Here is an 18,056-nt window from a genome sequence, read left to right as displayed (position 1 = left end):
ACGCGAATTGAATAGAAAAAGCACCCAGGAGCGAGTGCTAAAATTTTAAGTGTGAAGCTACATGCCTATAAAAGCTGCCTTCCTCTTCTCGAGAAAAGCCTGAACACCTTCCTGATGGTCTCTCGTAAGCCCGGCCACCCGCTGTCCTTTTGCATCCTCTTCCAGGTAGTCGGCAAGGTTCAGTTCCCAGCAATCCTTCAGCTGCTTTTTAATCAAGCCTGCGGCTGCTGTCGGGAGGGCGGCTGCTTTATCAGCGAACAGTCTTACACCCTCCTCCCAGCTTTCGTGGGGAATCACCCTGGTCGCCAGACCAAGCCGCAAAGCTTCTTCGGCAGTCACTTTTTCCCCCAGCAGGGCAAGCTCAAGCGCTTTTGCCTGGCCAATCAGCCTGGGCAGGAAAAACATATTGCCTGCGTCAGGAATCAGGCCTACATGTATAAATGATTGGATGAAGCTTGCTTTATCGGAGACAAGCCGGAAATCGCAGGCGAGCGCCAGGCTCATCCCGGCTCCCGCGGCCACACCATTTACTGCTGCAATGACAGGTTTTTCGCATTGATACAGCTCCATGACCATCGGGTTGTATCTTTTCCGCAGAATTTCTCCATGGTCTGTGTTTTCGCTGACACTAGCCAGATCCTCGCCTGAACAGAAAGCCCTGCCTTCTCCGGTTATGACAATCGCTCTTATCCTGGGGTCAGACCCCGCCTCCCGCAAAGCCTGCCCGACTTCACTGTTGAGATCTGCCGTAAAAGCATTCAGCTTTTCCGGCCTGTTAAGTCTGATCGAGGCAATCTTACCTTCAGCTTCATAAATGATAGTCTGATACATGGGACGCGCCCCCTTATTCTTCTGTTTCTTCGCCGATCATCAGGGTGATGATATCTCCGGCAAAAGACATGGCATCTTTCCCTGAGGCTTTTCCTTCATCCGTTTTCATGGCAGCCTTAAGTGCTTCATGACTGTCATAAAACATTTCACACATAAGATAATACTTGCCTTCCCCGCCCATGGGACTGCCGGTTATTCTGGTAACCTTCATTTCCCGAAGCCCCGGGATCTTGGCTGTGAGGGGTACATGCGTTTGAAAATAATGTGCATCGAAGGCTTCCTTATTTTCCGGGTGCTTGTAAAGTGCGATCAATTTTACCATTTCTATCATCCTTTCAATCTATAAGTTTATTTATGCCTATAAAAGGCTGGATACCGGCTTCATTGCTTCAAAAGGATTCCTGCATGCACGGCAGTACAGAAGGCTCCTGCAGGCAGTCGGCCCGAATATATTTTCAAGCGTGGTGTAAGGAGAGCCGCAGTAAGGGCAATCCACCTTCCATTCTCCGGTTTCTTCCATTCTTTCCGGAGCCGGCGAGATGCCAAATTCCTTCAGATGCCTTTTGCCTTTCTCGGAAATACGGTCAGAAGTCCAGGGAGGGTCATAGATGAAACGCACTTCCAAGGACTGTTCGAGTTTCAAATCCCCGAGTTTTTCTTCAACGCTCCTCTGAATCATTTCAAGGGCAGGGCATCCCAGAAAAGTGGGCAGAAGGTCAATCACTATTCTTTCTTTTTCCGCCTGCACTTTTTCAACCATTCCAAGTTCAATAATGGAGACAGCGGGAATTTCCGGATCTTTGACTAGATCTAACGCTCCGAGAATTGATAGCTCGATCTCGCTTCTGGCTTTGTCCATATATGCACTTCCTTTTTCACCAGCATGCTGCCGGGTCGCTTCTGTACACTTCAGAAAGTGTGTCCAAAGCTTCTGTTAAGTCTTTTGTATGCTGGCCTTCTCTCCCATTCCCAAGTTCGAGCCCAAATTGGCGCGGAAGAAGAGAGCCGGCTGCTTCAAATACAGATGACAGGTTAGCTTCCAGATTTTTCAATAGCTGTTCTTCACCGGCTATCAGATTCTCGGCCTGCATTTCTTCTGCGAGCGGACCCAGATTCAGGAGGTCCCCCATCATGGTATAGATGCTGGATGCCGCTTCCTCCATGCGCCTCCTGGCCTCCCCGCCGGCCTGCATCAGCTGCAAGAACCAGGTTTTCCAATGAAGGAGATGGTAGTGCAGCTCCATGCTTATTTTCACGGCAGCTGTACGGAGCGGAAGAAAGGAGGAAGTTTTCAGCGATTCCATTTTCACTTTTTTCGCCTGTATATAGAGAAAATTGCGTACAACAGCAAAAGCCCAGTCATACTGCGGATTCTGCAGATAATGGCCTGGCCCATTCGCTCTTTCGGCGAGTATGCTGTTCCTTCTTTCTTCAGCCTTTCTTAAATGGGCCAGATCGTCTGGGTTTCCTTCGCCCGCTTCCTCCAGGATCTGATAAAACATAGCGGCATGCCCCATTGTGTCCTGGCTGATAGAGGAAAAAGCAACATCCTCTTCAATATGCGGGGCAAGGCCGAGCCACTCTGATCCTCGGTATGAAAGGATGAAATCATCATCCGCGAGCTGGTATAATAGTTCAATGGCAGCCCTGGAAGCTTTATTCCCGGGCTGCTCAGCCTTCAGTTCGCCTGTCAATGTTCCCGTTCCCTCCCCAAGAAAGAATTTCTTTTTCATCCAGCATATCCTGTTCGTACTGGCGCCATTTCTTTTTTAAATATCCGTATCCTCTAGCAGTCCTGTAATCCTTGTTATCGAGCCGCTGCAGTGTGAGCCTCTCCTCCGGATCCATCTTGCGTATCTGTGAACGCTTGACGACCCAGATGTCGGCCACCTGCTCTCTTCTCATGAAATTTTCCTGTGCAAAAACAAGGGCAAGCTCTTCATTTGGCGCCAGCAGCGAAAACTGATGCTGCATTGGTGACGTATCCGTTTTTTTGCTGAACACTTCGTATTCACTGTAAAATTCAGAAGCAGGCACATGCTCCCTCCTTTCTTAATTAGCCTGCACACTCAGTGCATCCCGGACCCATTGGGAGGACCGATAGGCATCCTGGCGCAGACTCAGCCTTTCAGCCGATTTGGGCCCGCTGTTGCTGATAATTTCCTTAAAGCGGCTCCAGTCAGGCTGTTTATATGTCCATCCTGTATCTTCACTGTATCCCAGGGTCGGATCCGGTATGGTCAATCCCAGTGAGAGAATCCTTGGCACATACTTTGAAAAGAAATCCTGGCGCAGCTCTTCATTTGTTTTCGTCCTGATTTTGTACTTAATCGTAATATCCTGCTTGGACGTGCCGGTCGCCCGGGCATCTGCCGGTCCGAAAAACATCAGCAATGCTTCCCACCAGCGATTGACCGCATCCTGGACCAGCTCTCTCTGCTTTTCTGTCCCCTCTGCCAATGCCATGATGATCGCCTCGCCATGCTGGGCATGGAAAACCTCTTCAGCGCAGATTCGTTTTAATGCTCTTGCATAAGGACCATAAGATGAACCCAGCATATTCGTTTGGGTGATGATGGCTGCACCGTCCACAAGCCAGCCTATAAGCCCGGCGTCCCCCCATGTCGGAGCCTCCATATGAAAAACATTATGGAATTTCAGCTTTCCTGTAAAAAGATCTTCCATTATATCTTCCCTGCTTTTCCCAAGCGGCAGCATCAGATCCTCTGCCACCCGAAGCAAAAGCTGTCCATGGCCCATTTCATCCTGGACCTTGGCCATAATGCCCAGCTTTCTTTTTAGTGTCGGCGCTTTAGGGACCCATTCCTTTTCAGGCAGGGCACCCATGATTTCGCTAATTCCGTGCATGCTGATCAGCTTGATGAGTGTGAGCCTGTAATCATCGGGCATCCAGTCATCCGCTTCTATTTTTTCCCCATGAGAAATCCTGTGCATGAAGTTTTCCAGCTTCTCTTCTTCGGTTAAAGAAGAATACAGCTGTCCTGCCATATTGTCATCCTCCTTCTATTAAATCCCGCTTATTGCTTCAGGGGCATTTTTGTTATTAATTATTCTCACAGCTTTCCCCTCGGACCGGGGAATGCTTTTCGGCGGATGAAGTTCAACGGAAATGGAAATATAGCATTGAGATTTTAAATGGTTTTTAAGCCTCATTCGGATAGCTTCCGCATAATCGGACTGTAAATCGCCGCCCATCTTTGAATAGGACCTTTCCTCCAATTCAAGATGCAGGACAAGTGATTTGAGAGCCTTGCCGGAATGAAGTGCAATCTGATAGTGGGGGGAGATATCTTCCTGGCCAACCAGACAGCTTTCTATCTGGGAAGGAAAAACATTCACGCCATTGATGTTCAGCATATCGTCGATCCTGCCCTTTACTCTCGACATCCTGGCAGTGGTCCTTCCGCACTTGCACGTTTCCTTTGACAGGCTGGCAATGTCACCGGTTCGATAGCGGATAACTGGAAAGGCTTCTTTTGAAATGCTTGTAAAGACCAGCTCCCCTTCACTCCCAAAAGGAAGCGCTTTCAAAGTTTCCGGGTCGATCACCTCCGCAATGAAATGATCCTCTGCGATATGCAGCCCATCCTGTGCCTCATGGCATTCCATGCTGATGCCAGGACCCATAACCTCGCTTAAGCCGTATATGTCGCAGGCTTTAATGGCAAGCTTCCTCTCCAGAACCTCACGCATTTCTTCCGACCAGGCCTCTGCTCCGAATATGCTGTATTTCAGCGAAGTACTTGCAGGATCTATCCCCATTTCCTCCATCTTCTCAGCAAGATTCAGAATATAAGAAGGAGTTCCGCATATAACTGAAGGTTTAAAATCCTGGATGAGCATAATCTGCCGTTCTGTGTTGCCGCCTGAAACTGGGACAGTGGCCATTCCGAGATGTTCGCTGCCATAATGCAAGCCAAGGCCCCCGGTAAAAAGTCCATAGCCATAGGCATTATGCAGGCGTTCGCCAGCCTGTCCGCCGCCCAGCGCAATGGCACGGGCGACAAGCTCTGTCCAAATACTAATATCCTTCTTTGTATACCCGACCACTGTCGGCTTCCCGCTCGTCCCAGAAGATGCATGCAGACGGACCACTTTATCCAACGGAACAGCAAAAAGGCCAAACGGATACTGGCTCCTTAGATCGGCTTTCTCTGTAAATGGCAGTTTTTGCAGATCTTCAAGTGTCTGAATGTCCTGGGGTAATAGGTTAGCTTCGGAAAATCTTTGCCTGTAAAATGGCACTTCGCGAAAAACTCTTGCAGCTGTACTCTTAAGCCCTGCCAGCTGGACCATATCAATACTTTCTCTGCTCGCATTTTCAATGCTATGAAGAATCAAAGGACACCCCCTATTCCCGTTTGTTCATATAACGTTAAAAATTCGTTTCGTTAACTAAATGTTATATCATTAAGATAACCCGAATAAAAAACGTTGTCAATTTATTTTTCAGAAAATTCAATCCTGTATAAATTGCTGAATGGAAGAATTTACTTTCGAAATCTCCGGTAAATATTCGATGCTCGCTCCTGTAAAGAATGATAAAAAACCGGCAGGAGAATTTTATCTCCTGCCGGCTAGTTTATTAAACCTACTATTCCCTGCATTGGCCCTGTAGTGTGCATAATTCCTGGAGAGAAAAGTCCCCTTCGGGCAGCGAAATAAATGTAAATCCATCCTCACTGTATAATTCCCACCCCTCAAATTGGCAGCTGTCATGAAATAAATCCAGAACAATTGAGCCGGAAAAAGTGATGCGCAGCATTTTAACTTCTTCCATAAAGTTTACTTCACTTACCCGGCAGCCAATGAGTGACTCTTTGAGCTGTACATTTGCAGGAACATCGCGTGAATCGCTGCTTCCAGCCATAATTTTATTTTTACGCTGGAGCCTCCAAGGACATTCAGCGACAAGCCCACCTGCTGTGAACTCCACCTCAAGCAGAGAATTTGAGCCAATAATGACATTGACAATAGATTGCTTTTCAAAATGCGAAAAATCGATATCACTTAATTTGCTCATATAGTTTTATTCTCCCGGCTTTGTATACTTCATTTAAACATCGCAGTACTGGTCTGTAAGTACCTCCCCTTTTATTTAAAAATATCGTTTTTGTATATATATTTTTGTTTGAATACCTATCTTACAAAGTTGCCTGCATGGATGGAAGCTTTCTTTTTTTTAATATGAGGGTTTCAGATTGCTCACCTGAGACACTCTGGTTTGGTTTTTCAGATTTAAAAGGTTCCAGTCCGCTCGCTCTAAATTTCCATCATTCACCTGAGTAAAAAGTGCCTTTTCATCCATTATGATTAGTTTTATTATATCCTTGAAAAAATAGCATGCCAAATCATTAACCATCATTTTCAGTAGTTGAGGCGTATCTGTTGAGCCACAAAGAATAACAAAACAATTTTTACTGAACTAAATTACAGTCCTTCTAAAGAATTTCTCTCAACTGAAAATGCAATGCAGCCCTTTCAAAAAGTAAAAAAGCCAACTCCTAAGAGTCAGCTTTCGTCTTCGACATATGGATCATGTTCATAGGCAGGAAGGTCGCCGAAGGTTGTCATGATGCCTTCTTCATCGAGCGCCTCTTCATACCTTTCATGCTGTGCATTCGGGTATACCGTAATGTTCTTGCCTTCAATATCTGTACCAATGAAGTTTTCGTAATCCTCGACATAGCCGTGATTTTCCTCTGCTTCAATATTGGTATCATTATAATGGTCATGCGGAACAATAAAGTCGGATGGTGTTTCGGAGTTCCCCCAGCTTTCGACTTCCTGCCAGGCATCCTCCGCATCAAACGAAACATTCTCATCCTGCCCGTCCATATCGAATTTGCCGAAAGGCGGCATCAGCACACCTTCTTCAACCGGCCGATCATGCGAAGTAACCTGGTCAGGGCTGTGCTCCTTGCAGTATGTTGTATTGGGCAGCGCTTCAAGGCGTTCTTTTGGAATTTCTTTATGGCATACTTCACAGATGCCATAGGTTCCCTTGTCGATTGCCTGCAGCGCTTTCAGGATATTGCTCAGTTCAAGCTTATAGTGCTCGTTCAGTGCGAGGTCTTTCTCACGTTCGTACAGCTCAGTTCCTTCGTCACCAGGATGGTTATCATAGCTGGACAGCTCCCCGACTGATTCATGCGGATGGTCCCTTGTCAGGTCGAAATTATCATTAGATCGAAATCTTTCTTCGAGATCTTTTTTTTCATGCAATAGCTGGGAACGGAACGCTGCTATTTCGTCTTTAGTAAGCAAGATTCCATCTCTCCCTTCTGTTTTGTTCTACCTATATTTTGGGATGTACAGTGCAATCTCATGAGTGTTAAATAGTGTTAAATGAACGCTTCCCTAAAAACCCGATCCAATAAAAAAAGGAAAGGGCAATAGACCCTCCCTTTGTTTATTTCCAATTTTTGAGACCCTGAATGATCCTTTTCCGGAAACGTGCCAGTATGCCAGTCTCCCCTTTAACAGTTTTCTGCTTATTCCATTCATAATAGCTTGCAGCTGCAATCAAAAGGCTTCCGGCGATCAGCAGGTAAGCCCACCAAGGCAGATTGCCCCAAAATGGCCTGGTCTGCATCAAAACATTAAGCAAAAGAACGGCAAAGCCTGTAAAGAAATAGGACTTTATCTTCCAGATCAGTCCGCCAAAAATGGACAGCAGTGATAACATCCCAATGATCAATGCATCCTGAATGGTTGAGCCTGCAAGAGCGTCCTCCACTAGAAGGATCGCTGACACAGCAAGTACTGCCCATTGTACCTTGCTGATAAGGTCTGCAAAACGCCCCTTCAGGATGAGTCTTATTAGAATGATTTCTGCAATGAAAGGAAGAACATATGCCTCCCTGATGAATACTTGAGGGATCTGCATATAATTTATAAGGGCAAAGTATGGCTGAAGCAAAAACACAGCACCAGCAGCAGGCGGGATCCACTCCCATCCCTGCGGCTTCCGCTTCCCTTGAGACCATAATGCCAGCGAGATAAGAAGGCCTGGCAGCACTTCCGTCAAAATGCCGCCTTCCACTGGATACATTCCTGCGAAAAAAAGCAGGCCGGCCGGTGTATAGCTGTCAAACCTATATCCCCGTTCCGCTGTTTCATAAAGCTGTTTGTAAAGAAAATGGCCGAAAACGATCAAAGCTGCTCCCATTCCGCCCATAACAAGCAGCCAGAGTACAGGTTCCATTCCAGATGCTGTCATATACATCAATGATGCAAGCCAGATGAGCACCAGCGGAACGCCATTCAGGAACTCCCAATTCCTGCTGTGGAGATAATATAAGACAGCAGCCCCGTACATAACCGTGAAGGAGAAATCAGTCAATCCAAAAGGATACACCAGCATCGAGGATGCAAGTCCGATCAAAGAAAAGGGAACAAGATAATAAGGCAGCCTCTTTTGTTCGTCCCCCGTCATAAGGCGTGATAGCCCATAGATCACAAAGCTTGAGAGCATAAAAACATACTGCCTGCTGCTTCCCTCAAAAATCAAAAGGTCAAGCGAATAGAAGAACAAAAACAGTGAAAAACAAGCACTGTACAAAAAGGCTTTCTTTTGCCACTCACGATGGGATTGCCGGGAACTGATCCAATACACAGCACCTGCAGCAGCCAAGCTGATAAAAGCATGCTCAGTATGAATCAGCCAGGTCAAAGCCAAAGCAAAGGGAAGATAAGTATGGGCTGACCAGGCAAAGGAACGGCAAAGCATTTGTTCTTTATTCTTTAAAAAGCCGGAAATTCCGGCAAGGATAATACCCGGCATGACAATCTCTGTCCAGCGGACTATTTCAGGCAAGAAAACAGCCCTGCTGATGGCAGTTAAAATAGCAAAATAAGCTGCAAATACGATTGCCGGCATCAGGTATGAGGATTGCCTATTTTTCACAGCTTTATGAAGTCTGTAGTAAATCCCTATACCGCAAATCAATACAGCAGCCCTGGTCCACTCATTCAGCGGGAGGAAGATCGCAGATAAAACGGCTGCGGAATAAAGGGCCTGGGAAATAAAAAACATATATCTTCTCATTGCAGGCTCAATTTTCCTATTTAGCATCCTGCCTGCCGCCAAGCTGGCCGCAGCCAGGATACCATTCATCGCAAATCCGAGTGTCTCCCTGTAAAATGGCCAGCTGGTCCGCAGCCATTCCCCCCAGGAGAAGAAGGCAAGTGCAAATGACAAAGGAACTGCCCATGACAAAACTTCTTTGAATTCCTGCCTTTTTTCAGCAGTCCGGGACATCCATAAAAGAAGGCTGAGCAGCATCAGCATAACGCCAAGCTTGCCCCAATAGGCAAAGCTTGCTGACAGCAGCATGCAGATGCCCATTACAGCCAGTCCGATATCACGTGAACTTTGCCTGATAACACGAAAGCATACCCGTGTTTTAAGGATGCCGAATATGACATATATAGCAGCACCGGACAGGAATACAGGCAATAGAAAATTATTGAATGAGAAAAACGCATCAGCCCATAACAGAAGCTCCCATGCTGCTGCGAATAAGAAAACAGGGCTTAAATAAGCGAATAAGCCATTTTTCCCTCCAGCCAGAAACAAGAACTGACCTGAAAGAATCAGGTAAGCGAGGAGCATGGCGAGGGACGGATCATTCAATCCTGCCAGCACTGCCTCTGCACTGATTAGTAAAAAGACCAAAAGAGACACAGCTGCACTCGTCCAATTGAATATCTTCTCCCAGCTCTCCCCTTCCCTGAGCAGTTTTGGCAGGAACATAAATCCTGCACCGGCAGCCGCATAAACTGCCGGGCTGAAAAGCTCCAGCAGTGAATTTTCCGTCAGCTGGTAAACCCCCATCACAACAAGCAGTGTAAACGCGAAGTGGTATTCCTTTTTGCCGGAAACATACACACTCGCCATAAAAAGGACAGCTGCAAGAAGCATATTGACGCCAATACTAAAAGTATTCTGATAAAAAGCAAGCATCAAAACAGTCGACAAAATCAGGCTCGCCTGGATTATATAAGCCAGTTCCCCAAAAAACAGGAGAGAAGAACTCCTTTTCCGCCCCTTCAGGAACAGGCCAATCAGTCCCGCATTATAAATCATCATGCCTAAATAAAAGGTATCCTGCCTCGCCCCCAGTGCAAGCAGCAAAAAACCTGCAGCCGATGTTAATGCTGAGAAAGCAAACCAGACAAAAAGCCCTGAATCCATTTTCCGGGCAAGGAAACCATAAAATGGAGCCAGGATCAATGCTCCTGCAGCAGCATAAAAATAATTTCCTTCACCATAAAAAGATAAATACGGGCCCATTAGACCGAACCAGCTTACAGACAGCAGAAAGATGGGCAGGAACAGGCTCCCCAGCACATTGAAGGCGAAAGCAGTCTTATGTATTCCGAGAAGCTTCCCGGCTGCCAGGGATATACCGAAGAACAATAATGAAACAAGTGCAATGGAACCGCTCTTCATCCAGTCGCTCATTTCATCCCAATTGCTTGTTGCAACAAAAAGACCTCCAACCAGGAGCAACACGACACCGAGATTCAGCGTCATCGATATATTCCGTTCCCGCATTTCCTCGGGGCTCAGGGTTTTTGGTTCAGCAGAAGGCTTTTCAGGTACAGATGCAGGCAAAGGTGTTTTGATCACCTTTTCTACTTTTTCCGGAACCTCCGCCTTATTCGATTCCACTTCAGCCAATCCGTGTGACTGATAGTAGGCAAAATGGGCTCCAAGTACCCTATCATAATCGTCCGGGCCGATTAATTCCTTCTTTTTCAGTTTATACAGTTCTTTTTGGAAAATTTGCTTTTCATGCTCTTTGGTAATAGAACTCAAGGATATAGCCCCCCTCTATGGATTAAAATCCCACTATATTCTTTTGGTGTAATATTACACCAAAAGAATCTTTATTGAAACTATTTTTAAAAAATCCAGCAGAATTTTTGCAAGAGGGAGGTTTTCTCAGCAGCTTTGAAGAATATAAAGTATTTATTTGCGAAAGCTCTGCCGGCTGCGGGAGCAGACCCGGTCCGTACAGAGAAATAGGAGGCTGCAGCTATGCTAAACGATGTATTCGATTATTTGAAAAAAGAACGTGACACCCACCTTCAGGAGCTGAAGGAGTTTTTATCCATTCCAAGCATCAGTGCCCTGCCTGATCATAAGGAAGATGTCAGAATAGCAGCTGAATGGACTGCGAAGGCGCTTGAAAAAGCAGGCGCAGAAAATGTTGAAATTTTTGCTACATCAGGCCATCCGGTTGTATATGGTGACTACATAAAAGATGAGAGCAAGCCGACCGTCCTGATTTATGGACATTATGATGTTCAGCCAGCCGATCCGCTCGAGCTCTGGCAAAGTGCGCCTTTCGATCCCGAAATCAGGGACGAAAAAATCTTTGCCAGGGGAGCGAGTGATGATAAAGGTCAAGTGTTCATGCATATCAAGGCTTTTGAAGCGCTGTTGAAGGTGAATGGGACTGCGCCTGTAAATTTTAAGTTCTGTATAGAAGGTGAAGAAGAAGTCGGAAGTCCAAATCTGCCTAAATTTGCTCAGGAGCATAAATCACTCCTTTCTGCAGATGCAGCAGTGATTTCGGATACCAGCATGATGGAAAAAGGCAGGCCCTCCATCTGCTATGGACTAAGGGGGCTCTGCGGGCTTCAGATTGATTTGAAAGGAGCAAATGCCGATTTGCATTCCGGATTATATGGAGGCGCGGTGCAAAATCCGATACATGCTTTAGCCGGGATTGTGTCTTCCTTCCATGATTTTGACGGAAAAATACTGGTCGACGGCTTTTATGATCAGGTGGAAACATTGACTGAGCAGGAAAAAGAGGCTTATGAAGCACTTGGCTTAGAGGATGACAGCTTTAGATCACAGGCCGGAGTAAAGGAGCTGTTTGGGGAACCAGGGTACTCAACTGTTGAGAGGCTTTGGGTAAGGCCGACGCTGGAAGTGAACGGCATCGGGGGAGGCTTCCAGGGTGAAGGAATCAAAACGGTCATTCCTTCCCGGGCATCAGCCAAAATTACGTGCCGGCTTGTCCCAAACCAGGACCCGGATGAAATTGCCCGCCTGCTTGAGGAGCATATCAAAAAGCAGACACCTCCTGGAGTTGAACTGAGCGTCACTTTATTCGACAAAGGTGCACCTTATGTTACTCCGTTCGACCACCCGGCCATCCAGACTGCCGGAAAAGCTTATGAAAAAGTATATGGTGTGCCGGCGGCGTTCACCCGCGGAGGAGGTTCCATTCCGATTGTGTCCGTTTTCGACCAGCTCCTGGAGCTGCCAGTCGTCCTGATGGGCTTCGGTCTGCCGGATGAAAACTTCCATGCTCCCAATGAGCATTTTCACCTTGAGAACTTTGATAAAGGATTGCAGACACTCTGCCATTACTGGCAGGATCTTGCGGAAGAACAATTCTGAAACCATAGGAAAAGGCGCTTCTCAGCGCCTTTTCTTTATTTCTTAATTGAAACCAGTTTTACATCATCAAAGCTGAAACGGTGATAATTTTCCTCTTTATCGGTAAATTCAATGAAGCCTTCGAGATCCTTGATCCTCCCAATAACCTCTGACCGGCTTTCAGCCTCAATTTCCTCAGTGACCTCCAGGCCTTTTTCAAATGTGTAAACAATTTTAAAATTTTCCATAGTTAACATCTCCTCATTTATTTTATATGATTGCCTTCACCGGAAGGAAGGTTCCAAACCGCGATAGATCAGTTTGTTCTTAAGAGTACAAGCAGACCATCTTCGGCATACCCCAGGACTTCCCGGGCATCCAGGTCTGACAGGCCAAGGTCTGAAAGCCTCCCAAGAACACTGGAAAGAGCTGGATCTTCTCCATCCTGTTCAAACGCTGTAGCAAGATTCCGGAAGACCGGACCATCATTTGAAGGTGAATGTTTAACCATTTCAACTTGCAATCCTGTTTTCTCTTTCAGCTTGTCACCCTCTTCACTATCCCTGCACACCACTATATAGCTTTCTGCGGAAGACTCATCCGCTGCTTTCCGGATGATTTCATCTGCAGAGGAAAACACGCCAGCCACTTTTGATTCAGCCATTATGTATCTTCACTCCTTCCGGCATCTCTTTCGATTTTTCCCTAATGGATACGTCCAAAACCTCTTTTTATTCTGCAAAACATGGAAAAAGGCATTGAGTCTGTGCTCAATGCCTTCAAGAAATTACATAGTCGTATACAGTTTTGGATCCACTTCAAGGATAAAATCATTTTTCCTGCCTGTATATAGAATATCAAGCTCATGCATGGCCCTTGTGCAGGCAGTATAGAATATGGTCCGGTCACTTTCATTCTTATAGGCAGAAGCATCATAAATAATGACGGTGTCAAACTCAATGCCCTTTGCCAGATAAGCAGGAATGATGGTGACGCCTTTTTCATAAGAGATCGTTCCCTTTTCAATCAGCCGCACATCAGGCAGCAGTTCCTTCAATCCATCAAATGCTGCCTTGCTCTCTTTTGCTGTCCTGCAGATAATGCTGATTGATTTATGAGCATCTTTAAGCTGCCTTTCCACTGTTTCGGCAATTTTGGCATGGAGAGCTTCCCTGTTTTCTTCAAATATTACAGCAGGAAGCCTGCCTTCCCGATTAAATGGCTCAACAAGATCCCCGCCGCTGATAAAAGATCTTGTAAATTCTACAATTGGCCTGGAAGAGCGGTAGCTTTTCGTCAGCACGATGGTCTTTGCTTCTTCCTCGTGGCCGTGGTACAGAGTAGTAGCACCAATGGAATGAGTATAAACCGCCTGGTTCACATCGCCTAAGAGAGTGAGCCTGCTGTATGGAAACAGCTCTTTAATATAAGCAAACTGGAAAGGAGAATAATCCTGGGCTTCATCAATGAACACATGCCTGATGCCCGTATCCTGCTTCCTCCCTTCCAGGAGATGCTGCAGATATAAGTATGGCGTGGCATCGTCGTATGGGATTTTTCCCCTGTTCAGATTTGCTGTGGTAATCGTGCAGACAGCATTCCAGTTTTCCGGTAAAAGAGATTCATCCATTAGATGATCTTTGCGGAAAAGCTGTTCATATGTGGCAAATACATCAAGGAACTTTAAGTTCTTCACCCTGCTTTTCAGTCCTTTGAATCTTTTATTGACCACCATGTTCTCAAGGAACTTCTGTTCTTGTTCAAATTCGTCAAAGTTCTCACCGTTTTTATTTTGCTTCTGCTGTGCCTTTTTAAAGGCTTCCAGATAATCCATTTTATCGAGAAGCTGAATTTCCTCTTCCACCCATTCTTTTTTCCGCTCTGCTTTTTGGATTTTCCGGAGCTCCTGCAGCAGCCAGTCTTTCGTCAGCTGCATCCGGTTTGGGATGGAGATGGATTTATCCAGTGAGTAAAAATACTGGCTGATCTCTTCATGGGAAAAAAGAGTTTCTCCGCGGAAGTGCAGATCTTCAAATTGCAGCCCTTCCTCCGAGAGCTTCGCTGCATATGCATTAATCATTTCGACAAATCCGGTATCAGACTTGAACCTGATTGCCTTCTTCCTCATCTCTTTTTCAGGAGACTCTTCTTCTGAAAGGATAGATTCCAGCTGATCAAAAGGATCTTCTACACCAAGCTCCCTGCCCAGGCTTCGCGTTATATACTCCTGATAGGTTGCCTGTGACATATTTTCCTCGCCAAGTTCAGGAAGGACGGTTGAAACATAGCTGTTAAAAAGGGAATTCGGAGAAAACAGCATAATATTGTCCGCCTGAAGGGTGCCTCTGTGCCTGTAAAGCAGATAGGCCACACGCTGGAGGGCAGCCGATGTTTTCCCGCTTCCGGCAACACCCTGTACAATGAGCACCTTGCTGTTTTCATTGCGGATGATCTCATTCTGTTCTTTTTGGATAGTCGCTACAATCGACTTCATTTGGGTGCTCGCCTTATTGCCGAGAACTTCCTGGAGGAGCTGGTCCCCAATCGTCAGCCCTGTATCAAACATCCCTCCAATCTTCCCGCCTCTGATGATGAACTGCCGCTTCAGCAGCATTTCTCCTTCAATGGTTCCTTCCGGCGTATTGTAATGGGCAGGGCCGGGAGCATAATCATAATACATGCTTGAAATCGGAGCCCGCCAATCATAGACGAGGAAATTTTCATCCTCTTCATCCATAAGAGAGGATATCCCTAGATAGATGACATCCTCCTCTTTTTCTCCTTCCTCATGGAAATCGATTCTTCCGAAATAGGGAGAGTTCTTGATTTTTGCCAATGTACTCAGCTGCCGGTCAAGCTGGCTTTTGGTCCTTTCTCTTTCAGACAAAAGCTCAGCCTGCTGCTTGATGCTCGTAAACGTCTCAATTACATCATCTGGTTCATCCAGATTGACTGTAACATCTTCCCAGAATGTTTTTTTGAGTTCAAGCACATCTGAGCCTGCTGCAGACCCTTTATCCAAAAGCTTGTGCATCTTGCTGTCTGCAATCTTAACGATCTCTTTTACCCGATGCTGTTCCATTTCTTGGCTATCGCCTGGTTTGCTCATAAAAAAAACACTCCCCGGAAAAAATTACGGCCGCTATCAGTTGACACCACTTGTGTTTCTGTGTTAATATTTAATTAGATAATAATATATATTTTCAAATGGTTTTTTTAGACCGCTCTTCATTGTAACACTAATACATATATTAAACAAGACCGCTGTTTTTAGCCGGTCTTGTTTTTTTTGTGTTTTTAATTTGGTGTCTAGTCAGTATTAAGGCCCAAGGCCTTGCCAGCTTATTTAATCAGTAATTCTTCATAGAGAGATTCTGCCGCTTTTTCAACTTTCGTGTATTCTTTTTTAACTGCCATCGATAAAATATCAAAAAGCTCTAAATGAATATTATCAAACACAACGACTCCTGTTTTGTGGTCTTCAGTAAAGCCAATATGGGTATTGAATCCCGGCGTTGTGCCGCCATGTGTGTTTATATTTATTTTTCGCCCCGTATAATCTGCCTTCATCCAGCCGATTCCCATGCTGACATCCTTATTCAAAGGCTTTAACCCCTGATCCTGATGGGTTGATTGCATTGCTTCCAGCAGATTGTTATCGAGCACACCCATATTTGCTTCCAGAAATGACAATAAGTCATTCAAGGTTGATTTTACTGCGCCTGAAGGAGCATCTCCGTATAACTCAAAGCGAGGGTAAAAACCTTTTTTGCCGAGTGGAGATTTGATTTCTTCTTTATTCATGCTGTCCTCAAAAGTAATAAAACTATTATGCATTTTAAAAGGTTCGAAGATATACTTTTTCAATAGGTTTTCATAGCTCTCTCCCTCGATGGAAGATAGAACATTTCCAAGCATGGCCATCCCGATATTGGAATAAGACGGGCTGTGAGGCGGCTGCTTTTTCGCAGTATAATTCTCGATGAAATGATAGGCATCAGTCAATTGAAAATTTTTAAAAGGATTATGGCGGTCCTTCCATTTCATTTTCATATTATTCGCATCTCTCGGCAGTCCGGAAGTATGGGTGGCCAGCTGATATAGTGTAATGCTTTTATCTTTCATTGCAGGTATATATTTGTGAAGGGGATCGTGGAGGCCCACCTTTCCCAATTCTGCAAAGTGAGCGAATAAAGTTGTTGTGAATACTTTTGTAACAGATCCAATTTCAAACACAGCATCGCCTATATCGTGTATCACTCCATTGTCTGTAATTCCTATAACCGTTCTTTTACCATTTTGAGTAACTCCTGCAGCTGCTACCTGATTTGTTTTTAATGAATAATGCTTTCTAAGTATTTCTTCCATAGTCTACCTCTCTCTTTTCCAATGAAAACTTCAGTTAGATGCCTGGGCTCCTGCATAAAAACAGGAGCCCCTCATTATTTCACTTTCTATAATGGCTTAGGATCATAGCTGGATCCGGTAAGGTCCGTCAGCTCGCAGACAGCATCCCATGCAAGCGGATAAAACTCATGCTTTGCACCTCGTTCAAGGGCCTGTGCAGGAATTCCCTTCAAGCTTTTCGTCCGCAGGCCGATCATCCGTCTGACCAGCTGGATGTGGGAATGGCGGAAGGTCTGGAAATACTCGTCAAATGTGAGCAGATTCTTCAAGAGACGGTAGAGCATCCGATTGCTGTCCGGTTTTTCAAGGAGCTGCAGCACCGTCCTGTTTTCTTTATTTAACAGCTGCTCGAACGGTTCCCAAAGCTTCGGGCCTTCCTTCAGGATGCTGTTAAATCCAGGAGAATCCTGGCCGCTGCCCCTTCCAAGGAACAGCCTGATCGTATGATAATCGGCAGGTGTGATGGATTTTACGAGATCGAAAACCTGCGGGAGCTGGCGCAGATGCTCAATAACCCGGTCAAGCATAAGGCTCGCCCCTTCGGCATCTCCTTTTTGCATGCTCTTGCATGACCGGTCCAGATATTGAAGGATCAGCTTGAAGTGCAGCTCCGCAATCTGGTGGACTGTCTGGAAAGTAAGCTCATCCTCACAGCAGAGCTCTTCTTCTTCCTTCTGAAGGCTGAGCAGTTCTTGTGTGCGGATGTATTTTTCATAGTCCGTAGGCTGTTTGCTTTCCTCTTTCACAGTATCACTCCCATTTCAATCAGGATATTTTCTGAGCACTGCGCGCACCGGGCTTCCATCGGCATATTCAATCGGAAGGGGAAGTGCGATCAATTCGTAGACCCCCGGCTCTGCTTCACTTAAATCCAGCCCCTCGAGAATATGGATCCCGCATCGCTGGAGCTCATGATGGGCGGGAAGCTCCTTGCTGTCCAGCCTATCAACGGACGGTACATCGACACCAATAAGCTTGACGCCTTTTTCAGCTAAAAACGGCCCAATGTCAGGATTTAAAAAGGTGATTTCTTCCGGAAACACAGAAGCTTCCTTCCATGACGCCGTTCTTAATAGAATCCTCTCAGCACCATGAAGATCAATTCCTTCAAGCTCTCTTTTCCCAATGCTTGCTGCGCCTGCAAGATCGGCAACCAGCGCTTTCCCTATATACACTTCAAGCGGAATATCTGTCATCCGGTACCCTTCTGAGTCAAAATGGAAAGGGGAATCCACATGAGTGCCGGTGTGTATGCTCATTGTAAGCTTCCCGACATTAACCGAACCGCTCTCTTCCTTCGGCCAGTTCACTTCATAGGCAAAAGGGGTGTCTCCCGGCCAGACAGGCATCCCTATGTGAAGCTTTCTCGAAATATCAATGATCATCTTTTGTG

The 18,056-nt window shown here is 45.9% G+C and carries 17 protein-coding genes; 1 reads left to right on the top strand and 16 read right to left on the bottom strand.

Going from position 1 to position 18,056, the window contains the following annotated elements; translation table 11 throughout:
• Positions 1 to 57: 57 nt before the first annotated feature.
• The 10 genes from LCM00_RS00495 to LCM00_RS00450 all read right to left on the bottom strand — a co-directional run bounded on the left by LCM00_RS00495 (position 58) and on the right by LCM00_RS00450 (position 10,678).
• Positions 58 to 831, bottom strand: a complete 774-nt coding sequence (locus LCM00_RS00495; RefSeq protein WP_224896826.1) for an enoyl-CoA hydratase/isomerase family protein — start codon at positions 829 to 831, stop codon at positions 58 to 60.
• A 13-nt stretch (positions 832 to 844) separates the two neighbouring features.
• Complete coding sequence (locus LCM00_RS00490) at positions 845 to 1,153, bottom strand: EthD family reductase (protein ID WP_224896824.1); 309 nt, start codon at positions 1,151 to 1,153, stop codon at positions 845 to 847.
• Positions 1,154 to 1,189: 36 nt separating this feature from the next.
• Positions 1,190 to 1,690, bottom strand: coding sequence for a 1,2-phenylacetyl-CoA epoxidase subunit PaaD (paaD, locus tag LCM00_RS00485; protein WP_224896822.1), 501 nt, complete (start codon positions 1,688 to 1,690; stop codon positions 1,190 to 1,192).
• A 16-nt stretch (positions 1,691 to 1,706) separates the two neighbouring features.
• A complete protein-coding gene (paaC, locus tag LCM00_RS00480; RefSeq protein ID WP_224896820.1) occupies positions 1,707 to 2,564 on the bottom strand; it encodes a 1,2-phenylacetyl-CoA epoxidase subunit PaaC in 858 nt (285 codons plus the stop codon).
• On the bottom strand, positions 2,503 to 2,868 hold the full coding sequence (gene paaB, locus LCM00_RS00475; RefSeq protein ID WP_224896818.1) for a 1,2-phenylacetyl-CoA epoxidase subunit PaaB: 366 nt from the start codon (positions 2,866 to 2,868) through the stop codon (positions 2,503 to 2,505). Before paaB ends, paaC begins: the two co-directional genes overlap by 62 nt.
• A gap of 15 nt (positions 2,869 to 2,883) precedes the next feature.
• A complete protein-coding gene (paaA, locus tag LCM00_RS00470; protein ID WP_224896816.1) occupies positions 2,884 to 3,840 on the bottom strand; it encodes a 1,2-phenylacetyl-CoA epoxidase subunit PaaA in 957 nt (318 codons plus the stop codon).
• An 18-nt stretch (positions 3,841 to 3,858) separates the two neighbouring features.
• Positions 3,859 to 5,193, bottom strand: a complete 1,335-nt coding sequence (locus tag LCM00_RS00465; RefSeq protein ID WP_224896814.1) for a phenylacetate--CoA ligase family protein — start codon at positions 5,191 to 5,193, stop codon at positions 3,859 to 3,861.
• Positions 5,194 to 5,446: 253 nt separating this feature from the next.
• On the bottom strand, positions 5,447 to 5,875 hold the full coding sequence (locus LCM00_RS00460; RefSeq protein ID WP_224896812.1) for a hypothetical protein: 429 nt from the start codon (positions 5,873 to 5,875) through the stop codon (positions 5,447 to 5,449).
• Positions 5,876 to 6,363: 488 nt separating this feature from the next.
• Positions 6,364 to 7,119, bottom strand: coding sequence for a TraR/DksA C4-type zinc finger protein (locus LCM00_RS00455; RefSeq protein ID WP_224896810.1), 756 nt, complete (start codon positions 7,117 to 7,119; stop codon positions 6,364 to 6,366).
• Positions 7,120 to 7,264: 145 nt separating this feature from the next.
• Positions 7,265 to 10,678, bottom strand: coding sequence for a hypothetical protein (locus LCM00_RS00450; RefSeq protein ID WP_224896808.1), 3,414 nt, complete (start codon positions 10,676 to 10,678; stop codon positions 7,265 to 7,267).
• Between the two features lie 222 nt (positions 10,679 to 10,900).
• Here LCM00_RS00450 and LCM00_RS00445 point away from each other — a divergent pair, with 222 nt between their 5' ends.
• Positions 10,901 to 12,277 carry a dipeptidase gene (locus LCM00_RS00445; protein WP_224896806.1) on the top strand — a complete coding sequence of 459 codons (1,377 nt, stop codon included), beginning with the start codon at positions 10,901 to 10,903 and terminating at the stop codon, positions 12,275 to 12,277.
• 35 nt (positions 12,278 to 12,312) lie between these two features.
• On the opposite strand, the gene LCM00_RS00440 is transcribed toward LCM00_RS00445, so the two are convergent.
• From LCM00_RS00440 to kynB, 6 genes are all read right to left on the bottom strand, one after another.
• Positions 12,313 to 12,504, bottom strand: coding sequence for a hypothetical protein (locus LCM00_RS00440; protein ID WP_224896804.1), 192 nt, complete (start codon positions 12,502 to 12,504; stop codon positions 12,313 to 12,315).
• Between the two features lie 68 nt (positions 12,505 to 12,572).
• The gene (locus tag LCM00_RS00435) at positions 12,573 to 12,920 is read right to left on the bottom strand and encodes a hypothetical protein (protein WP_224896802.1); all 348 of its coding nucleotides are present in this window, start codon (positions 12,918 to 12,920) and stop codon (positions 12,573 to 12,575) included.
• A gap of 123 nt (positions 12,921 to 13,043) precedes the next feature.
• Positions 13,044 to 15,365 (bottom strand): RNA polymerase recycling motor HelD, encoded by a 2,322-nt coding sequence (gene helD / locus LCM00_RS00430; protein WP_224896800.1) that lies wholly within the window; start codon positions 15,363 to 15,365, stop codon positions 13,044 to 13,046.
• A gap of 233 nt (positions 15,366 to 15,598) precedes the next feature.
• The gene (locus tag LCM00_RS00425; RefSeq protein ID WP_224896798.1) at positions 15,599 to 16,624 is read right to left on the bottom strand and encodes a serine hydrolase domain-containing protein; all 1,026 of its coding nucleotides are present in this window, start codon (positions 16,622 to 16,624) and stop codon (positions 15,599 to 15,601) included.
• 86 nt (positions 16,625 to 16,710) lie between these two features.
• Positions 16,711 to 17,409, bottom strand: a complete 699-nt coding sequence (locus LCM00_RS00420) for a tryptophan 2,3-dioxygenase family protein (RefSeq protein ID WP_224896795.1) — start codon at positions 17,407 to 17,409, stop codon at positions 16,711 to 16,713.
• Between the two features lie 15 nt (positions 17,410 to 17,424).
• On the bottom strand, positions 17,425 to 18,048 hold the full coding sequence (kynB, locus tag LCM00_RS00415; protein WP_224896793.1) for an arylformamidase: 624 nt from the start codon (positions 18,046 to 18,048) through the stop codon (positions 17,425 to 17,427).
• Positions 18,049 to 18,056: the final 8 nt, after the last annotated feature.

The sequence above is a fragment of the Bacillus infantis genome (assembly GCF_020171945.1).
GTDB lineage: Bacteria > Bacillota > Bacilli > Bacillales > Cytobacillaceae > Bacillus_AB > Bacillus_AB infantis_A.
This window is presented reverse-complemented; position numbering and strand designations above follow the sequence as displayed.

Bases quoted from the DNA above. Each gene is read 5' to 3' on its own strand.
- LCM00_RS00495 (WP_224896826.1), bottom strand. From the start codon at position 831: ATGTATCAGACTATCATTTATGAAGCTGAAGGTAAGATTGCCTCGATC.
- LCM00_RS00490 (WP_224896824.1), bottom strand. From the start codon at position 1,153: ATGGTAAAATTGATCGCACTTTACAAGCACCCGGAAAATAAGGAAGCC.
- paaD (WP_224896822.1), bottom strand. From the start codon at position 1,690: ATGGACAAAGCCAGAAGCGAGATCGAGCTATCAATTCTCGGAGCGTTA.
- paaC (WP_224896820.1), bottom strand. From the start codon at position 2,564: ATGAAAAAGAAATTCTTTCTTGGGGAGGGAACGGGAACATTGACAGGC.
- paaA (WP_224896816.1), bottom strand. From the start codon at position 3,840: ATGGCAGGACAGCTGTATTCTTCTTTAACCGAAGAAGAGAAGCTGGAA.
- LCM00_RS00460 (WP_224896812.1), bottom strand. From the start codon at position 5,875: ATGAGCAAATTAAGTGATATCGATTTTTCGCATTTTGAAAAGCAATCT.
- LCM00_RS00445 (WP_224896806.1), top strand. From the start codon at position 10,901: ATGCTAAACGATGTATTCGATTATTTGAAAAAAGAACGTGACACCCAC.
- LCM00_RS00440 (WP_224896804.1), bottom strand. From the start codon at position 12,504: ATGGAAAATTTTAAAATTGTTTACACATTTGAAAAAGGCCTGGAGGTC.
- LCM00_RS00435 (WP_224896802.1), bottom strand. From the start codon at position 12,920: ATGGCTGAATCAAAAGTGGCTGGCGTGTTTTCCTCTGCAGATGAAATC.
- helD (WP_224896800.1), bottom strand. From the start codon at position 15,365: ATGAGCAAACCAGGCGATAGCCAAGAAATGGAACAGCATCGGGTAAAA.
- LCM00_RS00425 (WP_224896798.1), bottom strand. From the start codon at position 16,624: ATGGAAGAAATACTTAGAAAGCATTATTCATTAAAAACAAATCAGGTA.
- kynB (WP_224896793.1), bottom strand. From the start codon at position 18,048: ATGATCATTGATATTTCGAGAAAGCTTCACATAGGGATGCCTGTCTGG.